Annotated in this window: 22 protein-coding genes and 1 pseudogene; 11 read left to right on the top strand and 12 right to left on the bottom strand. The window is 74.6% G+C overall.

The genetic code is table 11. The annotated features are described in order from the left end of the window. Positions 1-28 precede the first annotated feature (28 nt). Genes ACLQ2X_RS02690 through ACLQ2X_RS02680 form a run of 3 tightly spaced genes read left to right on the top strand, consistent with a single transcriptional unit; the run spans position 29 to position 2,294 of the window. Positions 29-424 (top strand): GntR family transcriptional regulator, encoded by a 396-nt coding sequence (locus ACLQ2X_RS02690; protein WP_425679295.1) that lies wholly within the window; start codon positions 29-31, stop codon positions 422-424. Further along, complete coding sequence (locus tag ACLQ2X_RS02685) at positions 421-1,320, top strand: ABC transporter ATP-binding protein (protein ID WP_425679294.1); 900 nt, start codon at positions 421-423, stop codon at positions 1,318-1,320. Before ACLQ2X_RS02690 ends, ACLQ2X_RS02685 begins: the two co-directional genes overlap by 4 nt. Beyond that, complete coding sequence (locus tag ACLQ2X_RS02680; RefSeq protein ID WP_425679293.1) at positions 1,317-2,294, top strand: ABC transporter permease subunit; 978 nt, start codon at positions 1,317-1,319, stop codon at positions 2,292-2,294. Before ACLQ2X_RS02685 ends, ACLQ2X_RS02680 begins: the two co-directional genes overlap by 4 nt. Positions 2,295-2,300: 6 nt before the next feature. On the opposite strand, the gene ACLQ2X_RS02675 is transcribed toward ACLQ2X_RS02680, so the two are convergent. From ACLQ2X_RS02675 to ACLQ2X_RS02655, 5 genes are read right to left on the bottom strand one after another with little or no spacing between them, the layout of a single operon-like run. Then, positions 2,301-3,485: a lycopene cyclase family protein gene (locus ACLQ2X_RS02675; protein ID WP_425679292.1), complete on the bottom strand. Its 1,185-nt coding sequence runs from the start codon at positions 3,483-3,485 to the stop codon at positions 2,301-2,303. A 48-nt stretch (positions 3,486-3,533) separates the two neighbouring features. Then, complete coding sequence (locus ACLQ2X_RS02670) at positions 3,534-4,781, bottom strand: MFS transporter (RefSeq protein WP_425679291.1); 1,248 nt, start codon at positions 4,779-4,781, stop codon at positions 3,534-3,536. A 44-nt stretch (positions 4,782-4,825) separates the two neighbouring features. After that, positions 4,826-5,497: a uridylate kinase gene (locus ACLQ2X_RS02665; protein WP_425679290.1), complete on the bottom strand. Its 672-nt coding sequence runs from the start codon at positions 5,495-5,497 to the stop codon at positions 4,826-4,828. Next, positions 5,494-6,651 carry an RNA polymerase sigma factor gene (locus ACLQ2X_RS02660; protein ID WP_425679532.1) on the bottom strand — a complete coding sequence of 386 codons (1,158 nt, stop codon included), beginning with the start codon at positions 6,649-6,651 and terminating at the stop codon, positions 5,494-5,496. The genes ACLQ2X_RS02665 and ACLQ2X_RS02660 overlap by 4 nt, the downstream gene beginning before the upstream one ends. Positions 6,652-6,659: 8 nt before the next feature. Then, positions 6,660-7,070 (bottom strand): YciI family protein, encoded by a 411-nt coding sequence (locus ACLQ2X_RS02655; protein ID WP_425679289.1) that lies wholly within the window; start codon positions 7,068-7,070, stop codon positions 6,660-6,662. A 179-nt stretch (positions 7,071-7,249) separates the two neighbouring features. Here ACLQ2X_RS02655 and ACLQ2X_RS02650 point away from each other — a divergent pair, with 179 nt between their 5' ends. Continuing rightward, positions 7,250-7,978 carry a hypothetical protein gene (locus tag ACLQ2X_RS02650; protein WP_425679288.1) on the top strand — a complete coding sequence of 243 codons (729 nt, stop codon included), beginning with the start codon at positions 7,250-7,252 and terminating at the stop codon, positions 7,976-7,978. Between the two features lie 5 nt (positions 7,979-7,983). Here the strand turns inward: ACLQ2X_RS02650 and ACLQ2X_RS02645 are convergent, their stop codons facing one another. After that, the gene (locus ACLQ2X_RS02645; protein ID WP_425679287.1) at positions 7,984-8,421 is read right to left on the bottom strand and encodes a DUF6069 family protein; all 438 of its coding nucleotides are present in this window, start codon (positions 8,419-8,421) and stop codon (positions 7,984-7,986) included. A 171-nt stretch (positions 8,422-8,592) separates the two neighbouring features. Between ACLQ2X_RS02645 and ACLQ2X_RS02640 the strand changes: the two genes are divergently transcribed. The 4 genes from ACLQ2X_RS02640 (at position 8,593) to ACLQ2X_RS02625 (ending at position 11,810) form a co-directional block, all read left to right on the top strand. Further along, the gene (locus ACLQ2X_RS02640) at positions 8,593-9,696 is read left to right on the top strand and encodes a sensor histidine kinase (RefSeq protein WP_425679286.1); all 1,104 of its coding nucleotides are present in this window, start codon (positions 8,593-8,595) and stop codon (positions 9,694-9,696) included. Further along, entirely contained in the window at positions 9,693-10,361 is a 669-nt protein-coding gene (locus ACLQ2X_RS02635) for a response regulator (RefSeq protein ID WP_425679285.1), read from the top strand. The genes ACLQ2X_RS02640 and ACLQ2X_RS02635 overlap by 4 nt, the downstream gene beginning before the upstream one ends. A gap of 242 nt (positions 10,362-10,603) precedes the next feature. Continuing rightward, entirely contained in the window at positions 10,604-11,086 is a 483-nt protein-coding gene (locus tag ACLQ2X_RS02630; protein ID WP_425679284.1) for a hypothetical protein, read from the top strand. 76 nt (positions 11,087-11,162) lie between these two features. Next, the gene (locus ACLQ2X_RS02625) at positions 11,163-11,810 is read left to right on the top strand and encodes a class F sortase (protein WP_425679531.1); all 648 of its coding nucleotides are present in this window, start codon (positions 11,163-11,165) and stop codon (positions 11,808-11,810) included. A gap of 3 nt (positions 11,811-11,813) precedes the next feature. Here the strand turns inward: ACLQ2X_RS02625 and ACLQ2X_RS02620 are convergent, their stop codons facing one another. Next, the gene (locus tag ACLQ2X_RS02620; RefSeq protein WP_425679283.1) at positions 11,814-12,815 is read right to left on the bottom strand and encodes a phosphotransferase family protein; all 1,002 of its coding nucleotides are present in this window, start codon (positions 12,813-12,815) and stop codon (positions 11,814-11,816) included. Between the two features lie 109 nt (positions 12,816-12,924). On the opposite strand from ACLQ2X_RS02620, the gene ACLQ2X_RS02615 reads away from it, so the two are divergent. Next, entirely contained in the window at positions 12,925-13,323 is a 399-nt protein-coding gene (locus ACLQ2X_RS02615) for a YchJ family protein (RefSeq protein WP_425679282.1), read from the top strand. Positions 13,324-13,432: 109 nt separating this feature from the next. Here ACLQ2X_RS02615 and ACLQ2X_RS02610 read toward each other — a convergent pair whose 3' ends face one another. From ACLQ2X_RS02610 to ACLQ2X_RS02590, 5 genes and pseudogenes are all read right to left on the bottom strand, one after another. Further along, entirely contained in the window at positions 13,433-13,822 is a 390-nt protein-coding gene (locus ACLQ2X_RS02610) for a DUF2267 domain-containing protein (protein ID WP_425679281.1), read from the bottom strand. Between the two features lie 61 nt (positions 13,823-13,883). Then, positions 13,884-15,749, bottom strand: a complete 1,866-nt coding sequence (locus tag ACLQ2X_RS02605) for a transketolase (protein WP_425679280.1) — start codon at positions 15,747-15,749, stop codon at positions 13,884-13,886. A gap of 80 nt (positions 15,750-15,829) precedes the next feature. Beyond that, complete coding sequence (locus ACLQ2X_RS02600) at positions 15,830-17,086, bottom strand: MFS transporter (protein ID WP_425679279.1); 1,257 nt, start codon at positions 17,084-17,086, stop codon at positions 15,830-15,832. A gap of 584 nt (positions 17,087-17,670) precedes the next feature. Beyond that, positions 17,671-18,408, bottom strand: a pseudogene (locus ACLQ2X_RS02595) (mechanosensitive ion channel family protein); the annotation flags it as partial. Positions 18,409-18,470: 62 nt separating this feature from the next. After that, positions 18,471-20,255, bottom strand: coding sequence for a hypothetical protein (locus ACLQ2X_RS02590; protein WP_425679278.1), 1,785 nt, complete (start codon positions 20,253-20,255; stop codon positions 18,471-18,473). A gap of 213 nt (positions 20,256-20,468) precedes the next feature. Between ACLQ2X_RS02590 and ACLQ2X_RS02585 the strand changes: the two genes are divergently transcribed. Further along, on the top strand, positions 20,469-21,602 hold the full coding sequence (locus ACLQ2X_RS02585; RefSeq protein WP_425679277.1) for a peptidoglycan recognition protein family protein: 1,134 nt from the start codon (positions 20,469-20,471) through the stop codon (positions 21,600-21,602). Between the two features lie 303 nt (positions 21,603-21,905). Then, positions 21,906-25,091 (top strand): penicillin acylase family protein, encoded by a 3,186-nt coding sequence (locus ACLQ2X_RS02580; protein ID WP_425679276.1) that lies wholly within the window; start codon positions 21,906-21,908, stop codon positions 25,089-25,091. The last annotated feature ends 84 nt before the right edge of the window (positions 25,092-25,175 follow it).

The following is a 25,175-nucleotide window of genomic DNA, read 5'->3' as shown; positions in this document are numbered from 1 at the left end:
TGTTACTAGTAAAGCAGGAGGGAGCTACGTGTTCGTCTTCCGGCTCGACACCCACTCCGGCGTGCCGCCGTACCTGCAACTCGTCCAGCAGGTCCGCCAGGCGGTGCTGCTGGGCTTCCTCCAACCCGGTGACCGCCTCCCGCTCATCCGCGAGGTCGTCGAGGACCTGGCGATCAATCCGAACACCGTCGCCAAGGCCTACCGGCAGATGGAGCAGGAGAACCTGGTCACCGGCCGACCCGGCCAGGGCACGTTCGTCAACGCACAGCAGTCGGCCGCGGTGTCGGCATCGACGTACACGTCGCTGCACCGCGGCCTGGCGACCTGGTTGCGGCGCGCCTACGCCGCCGGCCTCGACGAGCAGGCGGTCGACGCGCTCTTCACCTCCGTCCACCAGCAGACGAGGAATGAGGACGTGGCGTGAGCGCGACCGGGTTCGCGCTGCGCACCGACGGCGTGGGCAAGCGGTACCGGAAGGGCTGGGCGCTGCGCGACTGCACCCTGGCCCTGCCGACGGGCAGCGTGATCGCCCTGGTCGGGCCGAACGGCGCGGGCAAGACCACGCTGCTGCGCCTGGTCGTCGGGTTGCTGGCACCGAGCGCCGGCACGGCGGAGGTCCTCGGTCACGACGTCACGGCCAGCACCCCGCGAACTCTGTCCCGGGTCGGGTTCCTGGCCCAGGACCACCCGCTGTACAAGCGCTTCACCGTCGCCGAGATGCTCCGCTTCGGCCGGGCCTGCAACCTGCGGTTCGACCAGGAGCTGGCCGAGCGCCGGCTGGCGAAGCTGGGCATCCCGCTCGACCACCGGGCCGGCACGCTCTCCGGCGGACAACAGGCCCAGGTCGCGCTGGCCCTGGCCCTGGCGAAGCGGCCGGACCTGCTCGTCCTCGACGAGCCGGTGGCCAGCCTCGACCCACTGGCCCGACGCGAGTTCCTTCAGGTCCTCATGGGCGCGGTCGCCGAAGGCGGGGTGACCGTCCTGTTCTCCTCCCACGTCGTACACGAACTGGAGCGCGTCTGCGACCACCTGGTCGTGCTCAACCAGGGCCGGGTCACGCTCACCGGTGACATCGACACCCTCCTCGCCGAGCACCGGCTGCTCGTCGGCCCGCGCACGGCCACCGACCTCGACCGGGCCGGCGCCGTCGTGGAGGCCACCCACAGCGACCGGCACACGACCCTGCTGGTACGCGACGGCGGGATCCCGGCCGCGCCCGGGTGGCAGGCCCGGCCCGTCGCGCTGGAGGACCTGGTGCTGGCGTACCTGCACCGGCCGTCCGAGGCGAGCGCCGCCGTCACGTCGGGGGGCGCGGCATGACCTGGTTGATCTGGCGCCAGCACCGGACCGAGGTCTGCGTCCTGGGCCTGCTCGTCGGCGTGTTCGGCATTGCCCTGCTCGTGCTCGGGACGCAGGCCCACGACCTGTTCCCCGGCGGTCCCGCCCGATGTTCGGGGCAGGCCGCCGTCGACGAGACCTGCGCGGCCTCCTTCCGCCGCCTCGACGAGGAGTACGGGTACGTCGAGAACCTCCTGGCGGCCTTCTACCTGGTCCCCGTCGTCGTCGGCGCGTTCCTCGGCGCGCCGCTGCTCGCCCGCGAACTGGAGGACGGCACCTGGCAGCTCGCCTGGACGCAGGCCGTGCCCCGGATGCGCTGGCTGGCGGCCAAGCTCGCGGCGCTGGCCGGCGTCACCGTCGCGCTGACCGGGATGTTCACCGCGGTGCTCACCTGGTTCCGCCAGCCGTTCGACGCGTGGGAAGGGCGGTTCCAGTACGACGCCTTCGACCTGGAGGGACTTGTCCCGGTGGCGTACGCGCTGTTCGCGTTCGGCGTCGCCACCGCCGCGGGAGCGGTCCTGCGGCGCAGTCTGCCCGCGTTCGGCGTCGCGTTCGGGGCGTTCCTCGCCGCCCGGATGTCGGTGGCGCTGTTGGCCCGTCCCGCGTATGCCACGCCGCTCACCACCATGGAGCCGGTCCCCGTCGGAGGCCCGAACGGCCAGGCGGGGCGTCCGCCCGTGCCCGGCATCGCCGACTGGGTGATCGAACACGGCTACGCGGACGCCACCGGGCGCAGGCTGAGCCGGACCGAGTACCACGAGCTGGAGGGTGCCGCCAACCGGGCCGGCGCAAACCTGAACCAGTTCCTGCAGGCGCGGGGCATCCAGCAGTTCGGGGTCTACCAGCCGGCCGACCGGTTCTGGACGTTCCAGCTCATCGAGGCGGCCCTGTTCATCGCCGTCGCGGCGATCCTGATCGGTGTGGTGGTGTGGCGGGTACGGCGCCGCGTGATCTAGTGAGGCCTAGCGGCGCAGGCGGGCGCGCAGCCGCCCGGCGGCGTCGCCGAGCACCGCGCCGGTCATCGGCAGCAACGGGCTGGACCGCATCACCGCCAGGTCCTCCGCCGGGCTGGTCGTGCCGTCGAGGAACCGCAGCACCCGTTCCGGCGGGTTGCGGTCGAAGAGCCGCTCGAAGAACTCCACCCCGCTGACGTGCCCGCGGTCCAGCGCGCGCAACGCCACCGCGTCCATCCACAGGTGCCGACCCGGGTACGCGGGCGCGGGCACCGGCGGTCGCCCGGCCGCGAGCGCCCCGGCCACCTGGTCGGCCTGGCGCAGCATCGCGGAGAACGTGAAGCCGGTGGACGGGCGGGTCGCGCCACCGGCCGTGCCCAGCCGCACCACCCGCGGGCTCGGCCGGGACTCGAACGGGCCGTCGGTCATCGGGATCACCCCGTTCTCCACCTCCCGCACCCGCAGTGCGGTCAGGTCGAGGCCGAGCAGGTCGACGTACCCGCGCAGCGCCGCGTCGTAGCCGGCGTCGTCGAGCACCGCCGGGCCGAACTCGGTGTACTCGACGAGCGCGAACCGGTCGTCGACAGGCAGCACGTACCCGAAGGAGACCCCCCGTTGCGGCTGCGGGGTGCGGAAGTCCATCAGCACCGCCCGCTGCCTGTCGAACGTGGGCCGGTCGGCGGCCAGCCACCAGCCCCGGAAGTGCTGCAACCAGCTGGTCCGCCCCGGCCGCGACGGCGGGCGGGGACGCGAGTCGAGCACCCAGCCGGCCCGCACGAGGTCCCGCCCGTCCGGATCGCGGACGGTCACCCGCTCGCCGTCGTCACGCAGCTCCCCCGCCGGGGCGCCCACCCGCACCGCGTCCAGGCGCCGTTCGGCCGCGGCAGCCCGGTCGTAGACCGGGGCGGAGCGGAGCATGGCGTACCGCAGCGGGGCCAGCGGCAGGACGCGGCGGCCGGCGCGGGTGACCACGTCGACCTGCGACCAGCTCGCGCTCAGCAGCGGGTCCAGGTCGTCGCCGGGCGTGCCCCAGAACGCCCACGTGCGGTCCTGGCCGCGCTTGCGCACCGGGTCGACCACCGCGACCCGCAGGCCGGACACGCCGTGGCGGTCCAGGGCGGCCAGGACCAGGGACGCGGCGCCACCGCCGCCGACCAACGCGAGGTCGACGTCGACCGGGGAGGATGCCTGCATCCGGCCACGCTGTCACATCGGCGGGCGGCGTCACCGGTCGCCCCGCGCTCAGGCCACCGGCGCGGGCCTCTGCGGGGCCGGCTCGGCGTAGGCGGCGGCCACCGTCGCCCGGTCGAAGACCCGCCACGTCGCGGCGATCACCGCGACCGCCACCACGAAACCCACCCAGTACGGCGCGGTGATGCCGAACCGGGCCGCCACCACGCCGCCGAGCAGCGCGCCGACGCAGTTGCCGCCCGCCGCGACGAACAGGGTGGTGCTGCCGACCCGGCCCATCAACGCGGGCGGGGTGAGACGTTGCCGCAGCGAGTTCGCCACGATGTTCCACAACGCGCTGTGCGCCCCGAACGCGAACAGCGCGAACCCGACCACAATCGCGCTGCGGGACGCGGCGAGCGCCAGGTGCAGACCCGCCTCGACCAGCAGGCCCGTCCGCACGGTCCAGGTGGGTGTGATCGCGGCGATCAGCCGGTCCCCCACCAGCGAGCCGAGCACGCCGCCCACTGCCATGCAGGTGAACATCGCGCCGTAGCCGACCGAGCCCAGCCCCAGCCGCTCGGTGGCGAGCAGCACCAGCACCGCCACCGCCGCGGTCAGCGTGACGTTGAGCAGGCCGATCAGCACCGTCATGGTGCGCAGCAGCCGCTGCCCCCACAGCCAGCGGAACCCCTCCGCGACCTCCGCCCGGACCGACGGCCGCTCCTGAGACGCCGGCCCGGCCCGGTACGTACCGGCGAGCAGACCGATAAAGACGGCGGATAGCGCGTACGTGCCGGCGTTGAGCGCGAACGGCAGCGCCGCCGCCAGGACGAACAGGAACCCGCCGAGCGGGCCGGCGATCATGTTCTGCATCACCTGCGTGCCGCCGCCCAGCCAGCCGTTGGCGCGTTCCAGCAGCGAGCGCGGCACCACCGCCGGCACCACCGCCTGCGCGGCGGTGCGGAACACCACCTCGCCGGTGTTCACCACGAACAGCACCGCGTAGAGCAGCACGATCCCGGCCCGGTCGAGCAGCATCGCCACCGCCAGCGCGGCGAGCGCGGCGACGCGCACCCAGTCGATGAGCACCATCAGCCGGCGCCGGTCCACCCGGTCCGCCAACACGCCACCGGGTAGCGCGAACAGCAGCCACGGCAGCCACGACACCGCAGCACCGGCCGACACCACAAGCGGATCGTCGGTGACCGACGCCACGTACAGCGGCGCGGCCACCGTCGCCGTTCCGCTGCCCAGCGCGGACAGCGTGCTCGCCGTCCACAGTCGGGCGAAGCGCCCGCCGAGCCGTTCCCCCGTCACGGCGAGGCAGCCTACCAGCGTCGATGGGCCATGCCGACCGGTTTTTACCCCCGCCAGGCGAGCACCACCGGCGCGAGCGGGTCGGTGAGATCGAGCACCACGTCCGCGTGGCGCGCCGGGCCCACCTCGGCCCGGTACAACTCCTGCCCCGGCAGGTAGCGCGCGCGGTAACGGCGGCGCACCTCCTCGGCCGAGCCGAACACCTCGACGTCGCGGAGCAGGGCCCGGCGCAGCGTCTCCTCCGGCTCCACGTGCAGGTACACGGTCACGTCCCAGTGCGCCCGCAACTCCGGCCGGAGCAGGAACACCCCGTCGGCCAGCAGCACCGCGTCGACCGGTGCCAGCACCGGCTCTGCCGTGACGGGCGTCTCCGCGCGTAGGTCGTACGCCGCCGGCAGGTACTGCCGGTCGCCGCCGGGTCCGAGCGGACGCAGCACCCGCGTCACGAGCGTCTCGTGGTCGAAGGCGTCCCGGTAGTAGCCCTCGGGCGAGAGCGGACCCCGCGCCCGGCGGATCGCGGCGGGCTGGTGGAATCCGTCGACGCTCACGCGGAGCACCGGCCGCCGCGCGCCCAGCACCTCGGCCAGATCGTCGGCCAGTCGGGTCTTTCCCGCCGCGTCCGGGCCGTCCACCGCCACCCGCAGCGGGTGCGGCGGACGGCGGACGACGAGGTGGTCGGCGAGTCGGGCCAGCACCCGCGCCCGGGTTCCGCTCATCCGTCAGCCCTCGACGGGCGGCGGGTGTTGAGGCGGGCGGCCTGCCGGTTCAGGTGGTCGCGTTCGGCCAGGCTCGGCGCCCGGCGGGCGGCCTCCGCGTACAGCCGGGCAGCCCGGTCCGGGTCGCCGTCGCGTTCGTGCAGGTACGCGGCCACCGCCGCGTAGCGGGGCAGTGTGTCGTCGAGCGCGGCGAGCGCCGCCAGCCCGGCGCGCGGGCCGTCCGCCTCACCCACCGCGACCGCCCGGTTGAGCCGGGCGATCGGATTGTCGGTCAGGCGCACGAGTTCGTCGTACCACTCGACGATCTGCACCCAGTCGGTGTCCGCCGCGCTGCGCGCGTCGGCATGCAGGGCCGCCACGGCGGCCTGGGCCTGGAACTCGCCGAGCCGGTCGCGGGACAGGGCGGTCTGGAGGATGCCGACGCCGTCGGCGATCAGCGCCGTGTCCCACCGGCTGCGGTCCTGCTCGACCAGCGGCACCAGGGTGCCGTCGGGCGTGGTCCGGCCGGGCCGGCGGGCGTGGTGCAGCAGCATGAGCGCGAGCAGCCCGGCCACCTCCGGGTGGTCGACGGCGGCGGCGAGTTGCCGGGTGAGCCGGATCGCCTCGGCCGCCAGGTCCACGTCACCGGAGTAGCCCTCGTTGAACACCAGGTACAGCACCCGCAGCACGGTGGCGACGTCGCCGGGCTTGTCGAACCGGACCTCGGCCACGGTGCGTTTGGCCCGGCTGATCCGCTGCGCCATGGTGGCCTCCGGCACCAGGTAGGCCTGGGCGACCTGCCGGGTGGTGAGCCCGCCGACGGCGCGCAGCGTCAACGCGACGGCCGACGACGGGCTCAGCGACGGATGCGCGCAGAGGAAGTAGAGCCAGAGCGTGTCGTCCACGCCGGGCACCGGGCCGGGCGGCGGTTCCTCCTCGACCATGTCCTCGCGACGGCGTCGGGCGGCGTCGGCGCGGGCCGCGTCGAGGAACCGCCGCCAGGCCACGGTGACCAGCCAGCCGCGCGGGTCGCGGGGCGGGTCGGCCGGCCAGGCGCGCAGCGCGTCGACGAGGGCGTCCTGCACGGCCTCCTCGGCCGCCGCGAAGTCGGCCCCGCGGCGGACGAGGACACCGAGTACGCCCGGGGTGAGGCTGCGCAGCGCGACCTCGTCCATCGGGCGGGTCACTCCGTGATGGTGGGTGGCGCGGTCAGGAACGGACGCAGTTCCAGCCACTCGTGGATCGGCTTGCCGCCCTGCCCCGGCGCGGCCGACAGCTCCCCGGCCAGCTCGACCGCGCGTTCGTAGCTGTCCACGTCGATCACCATCCAGCCGGCGATGAGGTCCTTCGTCTCGGCGAACGGGCCGTCGGTGACCGGCGGGCGTCCCTCGCCGTCGTAGCGCACGAACGTGCCCTCCGGGGCGACCGCCTGACCGTCGACGTACTCGCCGCTGTCCTGCAGCCGCGCGGCGAACTCCTGCATGTAGTGCACGTGCGCGGAGATCTCCTCCGGCGTCCACCTGTCGATCTGGGGCATGTCGACGACCGGGGTGGGTCCACCGCGGTAGTGCTTCAGCAGCAGGTACTTCGCCATGGGTCTCTTCTCCTCGTACGGTGCGATCCATTCTGGTCGCGTTCACTGCGGGGACGAAGCCGGGCGGTGGTTCTCGACATCGGCGCGGCAGCAATTTTCGCGCCACACCCCCTACGGCATCCTAGGATGTTGTCTGCCGGCCGCAGCCGATCCGGGCGCACACCTGGCAGCATGGCGGCGTGAGTCGCACACCCCCCACCCCACCGCCCGCCCACCCGCTCACCGGCGGTGCGGTGCTCCGCTGGCGCCACCCGGCGCTCTGGTGCGCCCTCGCCGTCCACGCCACCGTCACGACGCTGCTGGCCGTCCTGGATCCGCAGGGAGCCGCATGGGAGTCCCCGTACGCGCAGGTTCTCGCCGCCGCTCTGGCGGTGCTGCCGCTGGCCGCGGCGCTGCTCGTCTCCGTTGCCGACCAGCCGGCGGCGGGCGGGGCGATGGCAGCCGGCGCCGTCCTGATGACGCCGACCGCGGCCCTGGGAACGTTGGAGACCCTGGTGGCCCCGGGCGACCACTCCCACCTCGCGGTGGTCGCGGCCGCCGGGTGTCTCATCGGAGCGTCCGGCGGGATGCTGCTGTTCGGGCTGATCGGGGCGGGGCGGCGCCACCGGGCCGACCCGCCGGTCGGGCCGTCGTGGGCCCGACAGTGGGCAACCTGCGGCGCGGTCGTCGCCGTGCTGCTCACCGCGACCGCCACGGGCCTGGCGCCCGAGCGGCAGGAGGGTCGGCGGCTCGGTGCGGTCGTCCAGGTGCTGTCCGGGCGGGCGGAGATCGCGCACCCGTTCTGGTGGTGGGCCGCCTGGGCGGGAGTGGCCGGCGTGGTGGCGTTCCTGGTGGTGTTCGCGCTGGCCGAGCGGCGACGGCAGCAGGAGCACACGACCGGTCGCCGCCCCCCGTCACGCCGGCCGTGAGCCTATCACCGGGCGGTGGTCCGGCGCAGGCCGGTGATCAGCACCGCGCCCGCGACCAGGTGAAGCACCACGAGCGTCGCGGTCGCCGCCCGGCCCACTCCCCCGCCCAGCGGCCCCAGCACGGACAACACCAGCACCAGCATCGCGACCACGGTCCAGGCGGTCCGCGCGCGCCCGGTGACCCGCTCCAGCAGGGCCAGCAACGCCCAACCGGCCAGCCCGGCGAGCAGCGTGCTCAGCACCACCGCCACCGGGGTGACCCGCTGGGTGGCCGAGCCGGTGCGGGCGGCCAGTTCCACCCCGGCCAGTGGCACCGCGACCACCCAGCCCAGCAGCGTGGCGGCGGCCCCGGCGAGCACCGTCAGCAGCCGGTCACGGCGGCGGTTCGGGCGGGCTGTGGTGGCGGTGGCGGTGGCGGTGGCGGTCGGCATCGTGTTCTCCATCGGTGACTCCTCCGGTTCGGGGACGACTGCCGGAAACGCTAGGTGCGGCGGGCCAGCGGGCGGATCGCGCCGCAGAGCGGTTCCCGGCTCCGTCGCCGGAACGACCACCGGACCGAATCTCCGTCTGGCGACCGATGAGCGGCGGCGGGTCGGCGGCCTAGCATCCGGGACATGAGATGCGCGTCCCGGTCCTGGTTCCTGCCACTGCTCGACGGCAGCCTCGCCGCCGCCAGCTTCGGTGTCTGCCTGCTCGCGCTGCTGGCCTCCGACGCCGGCCCCGCGTCGGCCGGCGCGACCGCCGTCGCGGTCGGCCTCGCCGCGGTGCAGGCGAGCTGTCTGCTGTGGATCCGCCGCCACCCGGGGTACGCCCTCACGGTGGCCGCGCTGGCCGGCGTGGGCCTGGAGGCGTTCTGCCCCCAGCTCGGCTGGCTCGGCCTGGTGGCCGTGCCGATGGCGTACGTGGCCCGGCTGCGTCCGCCCCGGTTCTCACTCGTGGCGCTCGGGCTGCTGCTGGCGCCCACGCCCTGGAAGCTGGTCACCGGCGGCTGGCGGGACTTCCTGCTGGCGGTGACCGCCCTCGGCCTGAGCTGGACGCTCGGCGAGCTTCAGCGGGTTCAGGCCCGGCGGCGCTGCGAGTGGGAGCGGCACGTCCGCGCCACCGAGCGGGAACGGATGGCCCGGGAACTGCACGACGTGGTGGCACACCACGTCTCGGTCATCGCGGTGCAGGCCGCCGCCGCCGAGGACGTGTTCGACGAGCAGCCGGCGCAGGCCCGCGCCGCGCTCGGCGCGATCGACACGGCGGCCCGGTCGGCGCTCACCGAACTGCGGGCCATGCTGCACGCACTCGTCGCCGACGACGGCTCCGACCCGGACGGACCACAACCAGGGCTGGCGCAGCTCGACGCGCTTGTCGACGCGGTCCGGGCGGTGGGGCTGCCGGTGAGGCTGCGGCGTGACGGCGACGGCGACGCGCTGCCCGGCGGGGTGCAACTGTCGGCGTACCGGATCGTGCAGGAGTCCCTGACCAACGCGCTGCGCCACGGGCACGCCACCCACGCCGACGTCGACGTCCGCTACCGCGACGGGGTGCTGCGGCTGGAGGTGGTCAACGACTCGACCGTCCCGGCCCGCCGGGCGGGGCCGGCCGACGGGCACGGCATCGTCGGCATGCGGGAACGGGCCCGGCTGCTCGGCGGCACGCTCGACGCCGGCCCGCTGCCGGCCGGCGGCTTCCGCGTCCACGCCCGACTGCCGGTGGAGGCCGCCCGATGACGGTCCGGGTGGTCGTCGCCGACGACCAGGAGCTGATCCGCGCCGGGCTACGGACGGTCCTGGACGCGCGCGCGGACCTCAGCGTCGTCGGCGAGGCCGCCGACGGCGTCGAGGCGGTCGCGGTGGCGACACGTACCCGGCCGGACGTGGTGCTGATGGACGTGCGGATGCCCCGCCGCGACGGCATCGCCGCCACCCGGGACCTGGTGGCCGCCGGCAACCCGGCCCGGGTGGTCATGCTCACCACCTTCGATCTCGACGAGCACGTGTACGCCGCGCTGCGCGCCGGGGCCAGCGCGTTCCTGCTCAAGGACACCCGCCCCGCCGACCTCGCCGAGGCGGTACGGGTGGTGGCCCGGGGCGAGGCGTTGCTGGCGCCGACGGTGACCCGGCGGCTGCTGGACCGGTACGCCGACCGGCTGCCCGCCACGGCCGCCACCGCCGATGCGCTCGCCGTGCTGACCGCCCGGGAACGGGAGGTGCTCACGCTCACCGCAAGGGCGATGTCCAATGCGGAGATAGCCGCCCGGCTGCACCTGAGCACCGCCACCGTGAAGACGCACGTCTCGGCGGTCCTCACCAAGCTGGGCCTGCGCGACCGGATCCAGGCGGTGGTGCTCGCCTACGACACCGGACTGGTCCGGCCGGAGCCACCGGCCCGGTAGGGGTGAACCGGACACCACGCCCGGAGCGGCCCCTATCGGGCCCGCGCGCCGTCCGGCCTGGCCCGGCATGTCCGCCCTCCGGCGGCCACAGGGAGCACACCGGACGGCAACGAAGATTTCTCAATTACCCCCAGTGACCGCCGCAACCCTCCTAGTGTTGGCCACACCGGTGCTCGTCACGGAGTTGGCCACCCGAACGACGTCCCACGCAGACAGCGGACGAAAAGTGAGGGAAGACGCGGATGAAGGCACAGTCATTTCTCGGATCGGCGGCGGTCGGCGTGGGCCTCGGCACACTGCTGCTCCCGGCCGCCGCGCTGGCGGACACCAGAGTCTCCCCGGCCACCACCCCGGTCGGTGGGACGGTCGTGCTGACCACGACGTGCAACCCGAACGGCGGTGACGCGCTGTTCCGCGTCACCGGTCCCGACCGGGACCAGAACGTCAGATCCACCACGGCCGCCGCGGGCGGCGGGCTGAGCGCCGAACTGTTCACCGCCGGGTTCACCCTCGGCACGTACACGGTGGCCACCACCTGCGGTGACGGCAGCGACGGAGGCAGCGCCACGTTCACCGTCACCCCGATCGGCGGCGCGCAGGCCGGCGGCGGTGGACGCGACGGCGACACAGGCGTGCTGATCGCCGGTGGCGTGCTGGCCGCCGGGGCGCTCGCCGGCGGTGCGTACGCGGTCGTCCGCCGACGCCGGGCCGGCGCCACCGCCTGACCGGCCCGCCGAGCGGCCCGCCCGCGCCGGAGTCCACGGCGCGGGCGCCGCGTCCCCGTCGGACGGAGGTGGCATCCTGTCCTCGCCGCACCGAGCGGGCCGCCGGTCGCGGTCGCGCACCGCCGCGGTGGTCGCCGCCGTCACGCTCGCCGCCGCCACCGGCGCCGGGCTGGTCTCGGCCGGCCTCGGCAACACCTCGACGGCGCCACCACAACCCGGCACCTCCGCCGCGCCGGACACCGAACGCCCCGGCGCGAACGGCCCGGTGCTCGCCCGCTCCACGCCGGTCCGGGTGACCATTCCCCGCATCGGCGTCGACGCCGAGATCGTCCCGGTGGCCGTCGACGACGACGGCGCGCTGGAGGTGCCGCCGCTGCGGCGCCCGGAGGTCGCCGGCTGGTACCACCCCGGTCCCGCGCCCGGCCAGGCCGGCAACGCGGTGCTGGTCGGGCACGTCGACTCACGGCACGGCCCGGCGGTCTTCTTCGACCTCGGGCGGCTGCGCCCCGGCGACCGGGTACGGGTGCTGCGGACCGACGGCCGCACCGCGACGTTCACCGTGGACGGCGTCGGGGCGTACCCGAAGGAGCGCTTCCCCACCGCCCGGGTCTACGGCGGCGACGCGACGGCCCGGCTGCGGTTGATCACCTGCGGCGGGCGGTTCGACACGCGCACCGGCAGCTACCCGGACAACATCGTCGTCTTCGCCACCGCCGCCCGGTGAGCCTCAGCCGGCCAGGTCGCCCAGTTCCGCGTCGAGCAGCGTCGCCAGCAGCTCCACCCGTCCCGGATCGGAGGCGGCGGTGATGTTCCGGCTGGGCATCTCGACAGTCATCAGCAGGTAGAGATACAGCCGGTAGAGCCCGAGCCGACGCCGCACCCCGGCGTCGAACGGGACCGGCGACGCCTCCCGGTAGGCGCGTACCAGCGGGTCGTCCGGTTCGTCCTCGGCGCGGCGGAACAGCAGCGGCGACACCAGATCCACAAGCGGATCACCCCACAGGTAACGCTCGCCGTCGACCAGGCCGCTCAGCCGCGGCGTGCCGTCCGGCCCGTCCACGGCCAACACGTTGCCGGCCCAACCGTCGAAGTGCAGCAGCGCCGGGCGGCGCACCGCGTCGAGCACCGCCGCGTGCCGGGCCACCAGGTCCCGGATCCGGGAAGCGGGCACGGGCAGCGGCACCGCCCAGTCCGCGGCGTCGGCGAGCAGGTCGTCCACCATGGCGAGATAGGCCTCCCGCCAGGTGCCGGCGGAGGCCCGGCCGCCGTCGTAGCCGTACCGCTCACCCGTGACGGTGTGCACCGCGGCCAACGCCCGGCCGAACCCGGCGCGCAGCGGCCCGACGTCCGCACCGGCCCGGGTCAGGTCCCACAGGGTACGACCGGGCAGCCGCGCCGTGAGCAGCCAGTCGCCCAGGTCGCGGTGGCGGCCGTGGTGCAACAACGCCGGCACCGGCACCCCCGGGGCGCGAGCGGCCACCAGGCGCAGGTAGCGCGCCTCCGCGCCGATCATGTCCCGCTCGTAGCGCAGCAGCCGCACGTGCGGTGGCGGGCCCACCTTGAGCACCACGTCCCGGCCGTCGGCCAGGCGTACCCACCAGACGGCGGCGAAGCCGCCGCCGGACAGCGGGCCACAGTCGGCCACCTCGGCGCCGGACCCGAGTGAGGCGGTCAAAAAGCGGCGGACCTGACCGGGGTCGAGGTCACGCTGAGTCGGGCTCACCCTCATGGTCCGAAAACCCTAGTGCGTCGCGGTGTAAGGAGGGGCCCCCTGTTAACGCATTCGGTAGAGGAGGGGCCCCTTCTTAACACTCTCCGACGCTTGGAAGAATCACGGGATGGCGAGACGGGGTGAACGGCCGGCGACCTGCCCGTGCGGCACCGGCCAGCCGTACGCGGACTGCTGCGCCCCGGTGCACTCCGGCGTTGCGACGGCGGCGACGGCGGCGGCGCTGATGCGGTCCCGGTTCAGCGCCTTCGCGCTCGGCGACGCGGCGTACCTGCGGCACAGCTGGCACTCGACCACCCGGCCGCGACACCTGGACCTGGACCCGGGGACCCGGTGGACGCGGCTGGAGATCCTGGAGACCGCGCACGGCGGGCTGTTCGACAGCGCCGGGACGGTCCGGTTCCGGGCGCACTACCGCGAGGGCGGCCGGGCCGGCGTGCTCGCCGAGCACAGCCGCTTCGCCCGCGAGGACGGCCGCTGGGTCTACCTCGACGCGCTGCCGCAGTGACGCCGCCCGTCGCGGGCGCGCCGCCCGTCCCAGGCGCGCGCCGCGCGGGCGTGGCGGGTGTTAACAAGGGGCCCTTCCTCTACCGGAGGCGTTAAGAAGGGGCCCTTCCTTACGCGGGGCGGGGGGTGGGGTGGGCCAGCTCGGCGATCTCGCGGGGCAACTGGGACAACGCGCGGTTGAACGGGGCCGGTCCGACCACCCGGTGCAGCGCCTGCAGCACCGCCCGCGCGCCGCGCTCGGCGTCGGCCGGGCTGGCACCGGACCGTTCGGCGACCCGGCGCAGGAACTCGTCGTACCCGAACACCTCGGGGTCGGCGGTCCGGGGGCGGGCCAGCAGCGGGCGCAGCTCGTGGGCGAGGTGCGCGGACAGGTCGTCGGCCTCGCCCCCGCTGATCCGTTCGGCGAGCGTGGACAGCGTCGCCCCGGTCAGCGCGCGGGCTGTCTCCACCGGCACGCCGGCGCGGGCGGACACCCGCGCGTAGAACTCCGGTTCGGCCATCGTCGGTCCTCCCGTCGCAGCGGCAGCGTGGCTACCCGCCGCGGAGGCGGGCAAACGCCGGTCAGGCCAGTCGCCGCGCCGCCGACACGATCGCGGACACGCCGATGCCGGCCCGGTCGAACTGCTGGGTGGGGGTGCCGGAGCCGGGCAGGCCGCGTACCGCCAGGTGCTGCACCCGGGCCGGCTGGCCCAGGTCCGCGAGGGTCTCCAGCACGGCCGAACCGAGCCCGCCCTGCGGGTAGTGGTCCTCGACCACGACCAGCCGCCCTCCGGTGTCCCGGACGGCCTCGACCAGGCGCTGCCGGTCCACCGGTTTGATCGAGTAGACGTCGACCACCCGCGCGTCGATGCCCTCCCGGGTCAGCTCGTCGGCGGCGGCGAGGCAGAGGTGCACGGTCACGCCGGTGCCCAGCAACGCCACGTCCCCGCCGTCGCGCACCACCCGGCTGCCGCCGATCGGGAACGGCTCGCCGTCGTCGTAGAGCACCGGGTACGCGCCGCGGGTGGTGCGCAGGTAGGTCACGCCCGGCAGGTCGGGCAGCTGGGCGACCAGGGCCGCGCAGGACACCGCGTCGGCCGGGCAGAGCACCGTGGAGCCGGGTACCGCGCGCAGCGCGGCGATGTCCTCCAGCCCCATCTGGGACGGTCCGTCCGGGCCGATCTCCACCCCGGCGTGCGAGCCGACGAGCGCGATGTCGGCCCGGGACACCCCGGCCATCCGGATGAAGTCGTACGCGCGGGACCAGAACGCGGCGAACGTCGCGGCGAACGGGCGGTACCCGCGCACCGCCATACCGACCGCCGCGGCCACGAGCTGCTGTTCGGCGATGAACATCTGGAAGAACCGGTCCGGGTACGCGGCGGCGAAGCGCTCCGCCCGGGTGGAGTCGCTCACCTCGCCGTCGAGCGCGACCACGTCGGGCCGGGCGGCGCCGAGGGCGCGCAGCGCGTCGCCGTACGCGTCCCGGGTGGCCACGGCCGCGCCGCGGGTGTAGCGGGGCAGCTCCGGTTGCCCGGTCTGCGGCGCGGTGGCGCGCGGCGCGGCCGGTGGTCTCGGTCCGGCGACCCGGATGGTCCGCCGGGAGCCGCCGAGCGCCCGCACCGCCCGCTCGGCGAGTTCCGGGTCGAACGGTTTGCCGTGCCAGGCCGGGTCGTTCTCCACCTCCGGCACGCCCTTGCCCTTGACCGTGCGGGCCAGCACGACGGTCGGTCCGCCGGCCTCCCGCGCCTGCCCGTACGCCTCGTCGATCGCGGCGGGGTCGTGGCCGTCGACGAGGATCGCCCGGCAGCCGAACGCCTCGACCCGACGCCGGTAGGTGTCCAGGTCCCACTCCAGCTCGGTGGGGCCGCGTTGGCCGAACCGGTTGACGTCCACGATCGTGGTGAGGTTGTCCAGCCCGTAGTGGCCGGCCTTGTCCAGCGCCTCCCACACCGAGCCCTCGGCGGTCTCGCTGTCCCCGCAGAGCACCCAGACGTGCGCCGGCGACCGGTCCAGGTACCGGGCGGCGAGTGCCACGCCGACGCCGACCGGCAGGCCCTGCCCGAGCGAGCCGGTGGCGACGTCGACCCAGGGCAGCACCGGCGTGGGGTGGCCCTGCAGGCGCGAACCGGACCGCCGGTACGTCTCCAGCAGTTCCTGTTCGCTTATCGCGCCGGTGGCCCGGAACACCGCGTACAGCAGCGGTGAGGCGTGTCCCTTGGACAGGATCAGGTGGTCGTTGCCGGGGTTGCCCGGGTAGGACCAGTCGTAGCGCAGGTGGCGGGCGACGAGCACGGCGAGCAGGTCGGCGGCGGAGAGGCTGGAGGTGGGGTGCCCGGAGCCGGCCATCGTGGTGCACCGGATCGCGTCCACCCGCAGTTGGGCGGCCAGCTCCGCCAGCCCGGTCAGGTCCTCGTCGCGCAGCGTGCGCGCTGCTTCCACAGTCACCGTGATCGTCTCCCCGGCTTGCCCGTGTCCCGGAACCACGCTAGGCGGGCCGCGCGGCCATGGGCCCCTTTTCTGGCGATTCACGCCCGACCGGTGAGCAGCCAGAGCGCCACTAGCACGTACGGCAGCACGGCCACCCCGAAGGCGACCGGATTGCCGACCGCGCCGGCCAGCAGCCCGTACCCGCCGTAGAACGCGACGATGGTCAGGTCGGTGGTCATCCCGGCCAGCGAGGTGACCGTGGCCCGGGCGGATCCGCGTATCCGGGCCTGCAGCCGCACGTCGGCCAGCACGGTGGCGAGTTGGAAGGCGGCGAACGCCACCGCCAGCAACAGGAAACCCGCCGGGTGGCGCAGCAGCGCCCCGGCCGCCGTCGCCGCCGCCGCGAGCACCAGCAGGCCGGCGTACCCGCGGTGGGACAGCCGCTCGCCCAGCGGCGCCAGCAGCCCGCCCGCGGTCATCCCGGCCGACACCAGCAGGAGCAGCAGCGGCACCCCCGCGTCGCCGACGCCGACGTCGCGGGCCAGCAGACCGGTGTACTCCTCCAGGCCGCCCCAGATCGCCGTCACCGCGGCGACCAGCAGCACGGCGGCGCGGATGCGGTGGTCGGCGCGCACCTCGGCGAACCCGAGGCGCAGGCTGTCCCGCCAGCCGGGCTCGTCGTCACCCGGCTGCCCGTCCGGGCCACGGCTGTCGGGGCCGTCCGGGCCGCTGGGGCCGTCGAGGCCGGCCGGGCCGGCCGGTGCGGCGGGCGGCGGGCGGTGCTCCGGCAGGCGGGTCGCGACGACGGCCGCGAGCAGGCAGGTCGCCACGCTGGCCGAGCCGACCGCGAGGTAGCCGCCGAGTGCGAACACCGGCCCGGCGAGCACCCCCGAGCCGACCACGCCGAGCACCTCGGCGGTGCGGGCGCGGCCGATCAGCCGGGCGTACCGGTGGGCCGCGCCGAGGCGGTCCAGTTCGGTGAAGACGAGCGCCTCCAGCGCGCCGGAGCGCAACGCGCCGCCGGCGCCCCAGAGCAGGAAGCCCACAGCGAACGCCGGGTAGGACGGCAGCAGCACCCAGAGCGCGAACCCGGTGGCGGTGACCACCGGACCCAGGCACAGCAGCAGCCGGCGCGACACCGCGTCGGCCCAGACCCCGGAGGGCACCTCCAGCAGGATGCCGGCGGCGGCCCAGAGAACGAACAGTGAGGAGATCTGCCCGACCGACAGGCCGGTGTCGGCGAACAGCAGCACGTAGAACGGGTAGAGCAGGACGAGGTCGGTCAGGAACGCGTAGCCGTAGAGGAGCGCCGCGAGGCGGCGGGTCGCGGGCACGCGGGCGGCGGCGACGAGCATGGAACCTTCCCACGGGACGTGACGGACACCGGTCGGAGTGCACGGTGTCCGCGGCGGCCCGCGGCCTCGTCGTTCAGGAAGGCGTCACCATCGCCAGGTCATGCTGAGGATCGTAGCCGGGTGCCGGCCCGCGCGCGGCCCGGCGGGCACGCGCGGCGGGGCGGGACCCGGGTGGGTCCCGCCCCGCCGTGGGTCGCGGTCGGTCAGCGGCGGAACTTGTCCACCTCGGACTGCGGAATGATCATCGTGGTCTCGCTGTCCGCCGACTGCTCGGCGGCGGGCTGGCGCGGCGTGGTCGACGGCGTGCGGTCGGCGTCGGTGAGCGGCGGAATCCGCTGGGTGGCCTCCGCGCCGACGTGCGGCGGCGGCTGGGTGGCGTCGGCGTCGGCGTGCGGCGCCGGCCGGGCGGCGTCCGGGCCGGCCGGCGCGGCGGCGGGCGCGGTAGAGGTGGGCACGGCCGAGGTCGGCACCACCTGGGTCGCGTCGGAGCCCGCGTACGCCGGCACCGGCTGGGTGCGGTCCGCCTCGGTGTCCCGGCTGACCGGCTGGGTCAGCTCCGACTCCGCGTACGGGTCGGTGGTGCCGAGCCGGGCTTCGATGTCACGCCGGCCGGCCTGGTAGGCGCGGGCGTGGGTGGCGATGGTGCGGGACTCCTCCTCGGCCCGGGTCAGCCACTTCTCCCAGCGGCTCTGCATCGGCCGGACCAGTCCGCCGCCGACGCCGACGACCAGGATGCCGCCGACGGTGGCGAGCACCGCGATCAGCACCGGGGTGGTAACCGTGGTGGCCACGCCGATCTGGTTCAGCGCGGCGATGACGCCGAGGCCCAGGATGAACACCGACGCGAGGTTGGCCAGCACCCGGCCGTAGGACAGGCCGCCGAGGGCGCTGGAGATGATGTCCTTCACGGCCCGGGCGATGGCCGCGGCCACCACCACGATGATGATCGCGACGAACGCCAGGGGCAGCCAGGCGATCACGCCGGCGATCAGGTCGGAGATCGGGTTGGGGCCCCAGATGCCGAACGCGAGCTGCAGGGTCACCAGCAGCACCCCGTAGTAGGCCAGCTTCGCGACGATGTCGCTGGCGTCGTACTTCGAGCGGGCCAGCGCGGTCTTGATGCCGCCGCGCTCGACCGCCCGGTCGAAGTGGACCCGCTCCAGGACCTTGTCGACCACCTTCAGCACCGCCTTGGCGATCAGCCAGCCGGCGACCAGGATGGCGACGAACGCGACCGCCTTGGGCAGGAAAAGCATCACCGATCGGAACGCGTCGCCTACCGCGTCGCCGAAGTTGTCTCTCATCGAAGGGCCTCCACGCATACAGTCAGGGTGTTCCCGGGCCTACCCGATGCCGCCGGCGCGGAAACTCCGCCCCGGCGCCGTCAGCGGCGGCGGGCCGCCGGGATGCCACCGGGCGGGGCCTGGCGCAGCAGCCACACCGGGTTGCCCGCCGCGACGATCGCGCCGTCGCGGTCGCGGACCTGGGTACGCACGTACGCCCCGCCGCCCACCGGCACGGGCAGGTCGTGCCAGCCCTGGCGCACCTGCCGCCACGGCACCACCCGGGTGCGGGTGGCCGGGGTGGGGTCCGCGACACCGGCCCGGTCGACCTCGCCGGTGACCGCCTCCAGGGTGGCGCCGGCCGGCAGGTCGGTGGCGCGCAGCCGCACCGTGACGGTGTCCTCGGCGACGACCGCCAGGGCACCCATGGCGCTGCGACCGTCGAGTTCCAGGTCCAGCGCGCCCCGGTAGCCGACCAGGTCGGCGAACCACGCCTGCCCGGCGCGCAGCGCCGCCACCAGGTCGCCGATGCCGGTGGAGGCGGCCCAGACGGAGGTGACGTGCCGGTCCCGGCCGGAGCGCCAGTCGGTGCCGCCGTGGTCGTCGGTCACGCCGACGGCGGTCAGCGGGATCGCGTTGCGGGCCGCCACGTCGTACGCCCAGAGGTGGTCCTCGACCGGCCGTCGCCCGATCTCGATCAGGTCGACGCCGAGCGCGGCGCGGCTGACCAGCAGCCGGGCGAGGGAGTCGCGCCGCTCCACGTCCAGCGGGTGGTTCCAGCAGACCACCCCGCCGTGGGCGTGCAGGAACCGCACCATCGCCTCGGTCGCGTCGACGTCGTTGTCCCGGTAGGGCGGGGACGGGAACCGCGGCAACGTGCCGTCGCCACCGAACCAGTTGAGGTGCCGCACCATCGACACCTCGTACGCCCGGTGGTGGGTCACCCCCGGGTAGGCGTCGGCGTAGCCGCGCAGCACCTCCGCGCGCAGTTCCTCGCCGGCCTGCCCGGCGCGGCGGGCCCGGTCGAAGACCAGCCGGTCGACCAGGTACGCGCCGCGCGCACCGCCGGTGGCGGTCACGCCCAGGCGCAGTCCGCACAGGGAGTTGTCCCCGGCGACCAGGTCGGGCCAGAGCCGGCGCACGTCGGCGTGCAGGTCGAAGGTGTGCCGCCGCCAGACGCCGGCGGGCGCCGGCCGGTGGACGGTGCCGTGCCGGCCGTCGACGGTGTGCCGGACCGTGTCGCCGGCGCCGAGTCGGTAGCGCAGCACGAGTTGACCGGCGGGGCGGCCGGGTCCGGCGGGGTGGTGCGACAGCGCGACCTCGACGGTCAGCGGCGCGTCCGGCCCGGTCGACTCGGGGCGCACGTCCAGGTGCAGCGTGGTGTCGGAGATGTTGCCGGTGTGCGTCCAGTTCCACGCCTTGCCGGCGTACCAGTGGGTGCCGGCCCCGGCGGCGGTGAGCCGCAGTGCGCGGCCGGGGCCGTCGGGGGCGTCCGGCGCGGCCACGAAGTCGGCCGACGAGGCGGTGAGTCGGCCCTCGGTGGCCGGCGTCCAGGCCCAGGCCAGCCCGCCCTCGGACTCCTGCGGCCCGTCGAAGTGCACGATCCGCCGGTGGTCGTGGGCGGCGACGCGGAAGTCGTGGTCGGTCCACCAGAGCACGTCGACGGCGTTGCGGCGGGCCTGGTCGAGGTGGGCGGCGTAGCTGGCCACGCCCTCGCTGAACGAGGCGTGCAGGTGCATGGCCATGCTGACCGGCCGTCGGCCGCGCGGGGCGGGCGGCCGGTCGCCGGTGGCGGCCAGCCCGACGGGTACGCCGATCCCGGCGACGGCCAGCCCACCGGCGGCGACGAGGATGCTGCGCCGGTCCAGCCGCGCCCGACCCGTCATGCCGCTCCCCCGTCCGCCGCGGGCCAGCGTACGGGCGGTCCGGCGGAGGGCGGAACCGGCCCACCGGGCGGCGTGCCGGGGTCCCGGCCGGCGAGCGTCGCTTTTGTCCTCTGGCGCACCTGACCGCGATGGCAATATTCTCCACCTCGCGCGCACAAGTTGAAGTTCCTTTACGTCACCCGGCGACGGTCGGGCCACCGAGGAGGCGCCGTCATGCACTTCGACCACCCCGAGCTGGACCGCCGCACGCTGCTGCGGGCCGGCCTCGGCGCCGCCGCGGTCGCGGTCGTCGGGACCGACCTGGCGCTGCCGGCCGCCGCGCACGCCGCACCGGGCGCGGACCTCGACTGGATCATCAGTTGCGAGGAGTGGGACGCCCGGTCGCCGGCCGACCCGCTGTCGGTGAGCGCCATCCCCACCAACAAGATCATCGTGCATCACATGGCGTTCCCGAACGTCACCGACTATTCCGAGGAACACGCCAAGCAGCTGGCCCGCGACTGCCAGGACCTGCACATCGACGGCAACGGGTGGTCCGACACCGGGCAGCACTTCACGGTGAGCCGGGGCGGCCACGTCCTGGAGGGACGGCACGGCAGTCTGGAGCGGCTGCGGGCCGGCGACAGGCAGATGATCTCCGCGCACTGCCCGGGCGAGAACGGGCGGGCGATCGGCATCGAGAACGAGGGCACCTACGTCACCGAGACGCCGCCGCAGGAGTTGCTCGACGGCCTGGTGCGGCTGTGCACCACGATCTGCCGCCAGTACGGACTGCACGCGCACGACATCTTCGGCCACTGGGACTTCCGCGCCACCCTCTGCCCGGGCGCGATGTTCTACCGGGAGTTCCCCGCCCTGCGCCGCGAGGTGTTCCGGACCCTGGGCACCGACCTCGGCGACGTGCCGGCCCGGCGCTGGCCGGACATCTGGCGGTTCGTCGGCGGCCCGGTGGTGCGGGTCGCGCAGTACCTGCTCACGTTCCGGGGCTACCCGGTGCCGGTCACCGGCGTGTTCGACGGGGCCACCGTGGCGGCCGTGCAGGACTGGCAGGCCCGCAACGGCGTCCCGGTCGACGTGGACGCCACGCTCACCGCGCCGACCTGGGAGACCCTCGCACCGGAGCTGGACCAGAAGGCCACCGGGGTCCCGGTGACCGCGGCGCAGTTCATGCTCAACTCCAAGGGCTACGCCGAGGTCACCCCGACCGGCGAGTACGACCACGCGACCCGTACCGCGGTGAAGGACCTCCAGCGCCTGCACGGGCTGCCGCCCACCGGCAAGATCGACATCACCACCTGGTGCGCGCTGGTGGGCGGCGTGGTGCGCCAGTCGTTCCACAGGCACTGACCGCGCACCGGCAGGGACAGCGGCGGGGGTGGCAACGGCGCCACCCCCGCCGCGCCGCCGCGCCCGCCGCGTCCCCGTGCCCGCCCCGCCGCGCTGCCCGACACGCCGCTTCCCGGTAGGGGCGAAACGTCGGCATTGGCGGCTGGTGAACGACGGCTATCCCCCGCGGCGGTCCGGGACGATCATTGCCCGCAGATTGATATGAGTCATTCTCACCTCCGAGTGGGCCGCCCGGCGCGGAGGGCGAGACGCCGGCCGCCGGGCGTACCGAACAGCCCGACTCCGCGTCCCCGGAGGATCCCCATGCCCCGACCCACCCTTCGCGCCCGGCTCGCGGCGCTCACCGCCGCCGCCCTGACCGCGAGCGCACTGACGGTCGTCCCACCGTCGCCGGCGCTGGCCGCCACCACCTTCACCCCCGACGACTACTGCCTCGGGCAGTGCGCCGACATCCTGCCCCCCGGGCAGAACGGCAACGCCACGCTGGCCGGCATCCTGGCCCACCAGGCCCTCGGCACCCGGCCCGCGCACTCCAGCGACCAGCTCGACGAGTACGCCAACCTGGTCTACAACTACGCCGGGCTGACCGACGAGCAGATCGCCCACTTCTACAACGACGCCTCCTTCGGCGTGCCCGCCGCGCAGGTCGAGAGCACCGTCTCGCCCCGCTCGGACGTCACCATCGTGCGGGACAAGGCCACCGGCGTACCGCACGTCACCGGCACCACCCGGGCCGGCACCATGTTCGGCGCCGGCTACGCCGGAGCCCAGGACCGGCTCTGGGTGATGGACCTGCTGCGTCACGCCGGCCGGGGCACGCTCACCTCGTTCGCCGGCGGCGCGCCCGGCAACCGGGAACTGGAACAGAGCATCTGGGCCAACTCCCCCTACTCCGAGGCCGACCTGCAGGCCCAGGTGGACGCGCTGCGCCTCAAGGGCACCCGGGGCCAGCAGCTGCACACCGACGTGGCCGACTACATCGCCGGCATCAACGCCTACATCGACAAGTCGATCGCCGACGACAACTACCCCGGCGAGTACGTGCTCACCGGCGCCGGCAAACCGACCCACTTCACCATGACCGACCTGATCGCCACCGCCGGCGTCGTCGGTGGACTGTTCGGCGGGGGCGGCGGCAAGGAGATGCAGTCCGCGCTGGTCCGGGTGGCCGCCCGCGCCAAGTACGGCGCCACCGAGGGCGACCGGGTCTGGACGGCGTTCCGCTCCCAGAACGACCCGGAGACCGTGCTGACGCTGCACGACGGGCAGAGCTTCCCGTACGGGGCGACGCCGCCCGGCGCCACCAGCGCGGTGCTCCCCGACGCCGGCTCGGTCGTGGCCGAGCCGCTCGCGTACGACGCCACCGGCGGGGCCGCCGCCCGCACCGGCGGCAGCGCCACCACGAAGGACCTGCTCGGCGGGCTGTCCAACCTGCGCACGCACGGCATGTCCAACGCGGTCGTGGTCTCCGGCCGGCACACCACCACCGGCAACCCGGTGGCCGTGTTCGGGCCGCAGACCGGCTACTTCGCCCCGCAACTGCTCATGCTCCAGGAGCTGCAGGGGCCGGGGATCAGCGCGCGCGGCGCGGCGTTCGCCGGGCTGAACCTCTACGTGCTGCTCGGTCGCGGGCAGGACTACGCGTGGAGTGCCACCTCCGCCTCCCAGGACCTGACCGACACCTACGCGGTGCCGCTGTGCACCACCGACGGCAGCGTGCCGACGCTGCGGACCAACCGCTACCTGTTCCGCGGCCAGTGCCTGGCCATGGACGTGCTGGAGAAGCGCAACTCCTGGTCGCCGACGCTCGCCGACTCCACCCCCGCCGGCGCGTACACGCTGCGCTCGCTGCGCACCAAGTACGGCCTGGTGGCCTACCGAGGGCTGGTGAACGGCAAACCCACCGCGTTCACCAAGCTGCGCTCGACCTACCGGCACGAGGCCGACTCGGCGATCGGCTTCCAGGCGTACAACGACCCGGCGGCGATGGGCAGCGCGGCGGCGTTCCAGGCGTCCGCGACGAACGTCGGGTACGCGTTCAACTGGTTCTACGTCAACTCCACCGAGTCGGCGTTCGTCACCTCCGGGTCGAACCCGGTCCGGTCCTCCACCACCGACCCGAACCTGCCGGCGAAGGCGGAACCGGCGTACGAGTGGGCGGGCTGGAACCCGGACACCAACGACGCCACGTACACCCCGGCGTCGGCCCGTCCGCAGTCGGTCAACCAGGACTACTACGTGAGCTGGAACAACAAGCAGGCGCGCGACTTCGGGGCGGCCGACGGCAACTTCAGCTACGGCGCGGTGCACCGGGGGCAGCTGCTCGACGGCCCGGTGCGCGCGGCCATCGCCCAACGCAAGGTCGGTCGCGCCGACATCGTCCGGATCACCGCCCAGGCGGCGGTGACCGACCTGCGCGGCCAACAGGTCCTCGGCGAGCTGCTGCGGGTGCTCGACAGCACCCCGGTCACCGATCCGACGCTGTCCGCGGCGGTGGCCAAGCTGCGGGCCTGGCAACAGGCCGGGTCCCGGCGGGTGGAGACCTCCCCCGGCTCGAAGGTCTACCAGCACGCCGAGGCCATCCGGATCTTCGACGCCTGGTGGCCGCTGCTGGCCGCGGCACAGTTCCGTCCCGGCCTCGGCCCCGACCTGTACGGCGCGCTCGTCGACGCCCTCCAGGTGAACGAGGCGCCGTCGGGCGGCCAGAACGGTGGTCGTGACGGCACGGTGAACTGGGGGGCGCAGGGGCAGGCGCACCGGGGCTCGGCGTTCCAGTACGGCTGGTGGGGTTACGTCGACAAGGACCTGCGTACCGTGCTCGGCGACCCGGTGGCCGGCGGGCTGGGGCGCGCGTACTGCGGCAACGGCAACCTGGGCGCGTGCCGGCAGACGCTGCTGGACACGCTCGGCCAGGCCGCCGCCGCCCCGACCACCACCGTCTACCCGGGCGACTCGTCGTGCGGTGCCGGTGACCAGTGGTGCGCCGACTCGATCGCCCAGTCCGGGCTCGGCGGCATCACCCACCCGCTGATCGCCTGGCAGAACCGGCCCACCTACCAGCAGGTCGTCTCGTTCCCGGCCCGGCGTAGTGACACCGTCACCAACCTGGCGCAGGGGCGCCCGGCCACCGCGTCCAGCACCCAGTTCCTGACCGGCAACAGTCCGGACAAGGCGGTCGACGGCAGCCTCGGCAGCCGCTGGTCGAGCAGCTACAACGACAACCAGTGGCTGCGGGTGGACCTGGGGACGGCCCGGACGATCAGCCGGGCGGTGCTGCGGTGGGAGGCCGCCCACGCCACCGGGTACCGGATCGAGGTCTCCGCCGACGGGAACACCTGGCGGTCGGTGTTCGGCACCACCGCCGGCAACGGCGGCGTGGACAACGTCACCTTCGCCCCGGTCAGCGCCCGCTACGTGCGGATGTACGGCGTCACCCGGGCCACCTCGTACGGGTTCTCGCTCTACGAGTTCGAGCTGTACGGGCGGTGACGCGAGTGGCGGGGGGGGGGGGGGGGGCCCCCCCGGGGGGGCCCGGGGCGGCCGGGCAGCGCCCCCCCTCGAACCACCCCGCGC

It is taken from the genome of Micromonospora sp. DT31 (genome assembly GCF_049841795.1).
Classification (GTDB): Bacteria; Actinomycetota; Actinomycetes; order Mycobacteriales; family Micromonosporaceae; genus Micromonospora.
The sequence above is the reverse complement of the archived record's forward strand: the minus strand, read 5'-3'. Positions and strand labels throughout refer to the sequence as shown.

Bases quoted from the DNA above. Each gene is read 5' to 3' on its own strand.
- ACLQ2X_RS02680 (WP_425679293.1), top strand. From the start codon at position 1,317: ATGACCTGGTTGATCTGGCGCCAGCACCGGACCGAGGTCTGCGTCCTG.
- ACLQ2X_RS02675 (WP_425679292.1), bottom strand. From the start codon at position 3,485: ATGCAGGCATCCTCCCCGGTCGACGTCGACCTCGCGTTGGTCGGCGGC.
- ACLQ2X_RS02665 (WP_425679290.1), bottom strand. From the start codon at position 5,497: ATGAGCGGAACCCGGGCGCGGGTGCTGGCCCGACTCGCCGACCACCTC.
- ACLQ2X_RS02660 (WP_425679532.1), bottom strand. From the start codon at position 6,651: ATGGACGAGGTCGCGCTGCGCAGCCTCACCCCGGGCGTACTCGGTGTC.
- ACLQ2X_RS02655 (WP_425679289.1), bottom strand. From the start codon at position 7,070: ATGGCGAAGTACCTGCTGCTGAAGCACTACCGCGGTGGACCCACCCCG.
- ACLQ2X_RS02645 (WP_425679287.1), bottom strand. From the start codon at position 8,421: ATGGAGAACACGATGCCGACCGCCACCGCCACCGCCACCGCCACCACA.
- ACLQ2X_RS02640 (WP_425679286.1), top strand. From the start codon at position 8,593: ATGAGATGCGCGTCCCGGTCCTGGTTCCTGCCACTGCTCGACGGCAGC.
- ACLQ2X_RS02635 (WP_425679285.1), top strand. From the start codon at position 9,693: ATGACGGTCCGGGTGGTCGTCGCCGACGACCAGGAGCTGATCCGCGCC.
- ACLQ2X_RS02630 (WP_425679284.1), top strand. From the start codon at position 10,604: ATGAAGGCACAGTCATTTCTCGGATCGGCGGCGGTCGGCGTGGGCCTC.
- ACLQ2X_RS02620 (WP_425679283.1), bottom strand. From the start codon at position 12,815: ATGAGGGTGAGCCCGACTCAGCGTGACCTCGACCCCGGTCAGGTCCGC.
- ACLQ2X_RS02615 (WP_425679282.1), top strand. From the start codon at position 12,925: ATGGCGAGACGGGGTGAACGGCCGGCGACCTGCCCGTGCGGCACCGGC.
- ACLQ2X_RS02610 (WP_425679281.1), bottom strand. From the start codon at position 13,822: ATGGCCGAACCGGAGTTCTACGCGCGGGTGTCCGCCCGCGCCGGCGTG.
- ACLQ2X_RS02600 (WP_425679279.1), bottom strand. From the start codon at position 17,086: ATGCTCGTCGCCGCCGCCCGCGTGCCCGCGACCCGCCGCCTCGCGGCG.
- ACLQ2X_RS02590 (WP_425679278.1), bottom strand. From the start codon at position 20,255: ATGACGGGTCGGGCGCGGCTGGACCGGCGCAGCATCCTCGTCGCCGCC.
- ACLQ2X_RS02585 (WP_425679277.1), top strand. From the start codon at position 20,469: ATGCACTTCGACCACCCCGAGCTGGACCGCCGCACGCTGCTGCGGGCC.
- ACLQ2X_RS02580 (WP_425679276.1), top strand. From the start codon at position 21,906: ATGCCCCGACCCACCCTTCGCGCCCGGCTCGCGGCGCTCACCGCCGCC.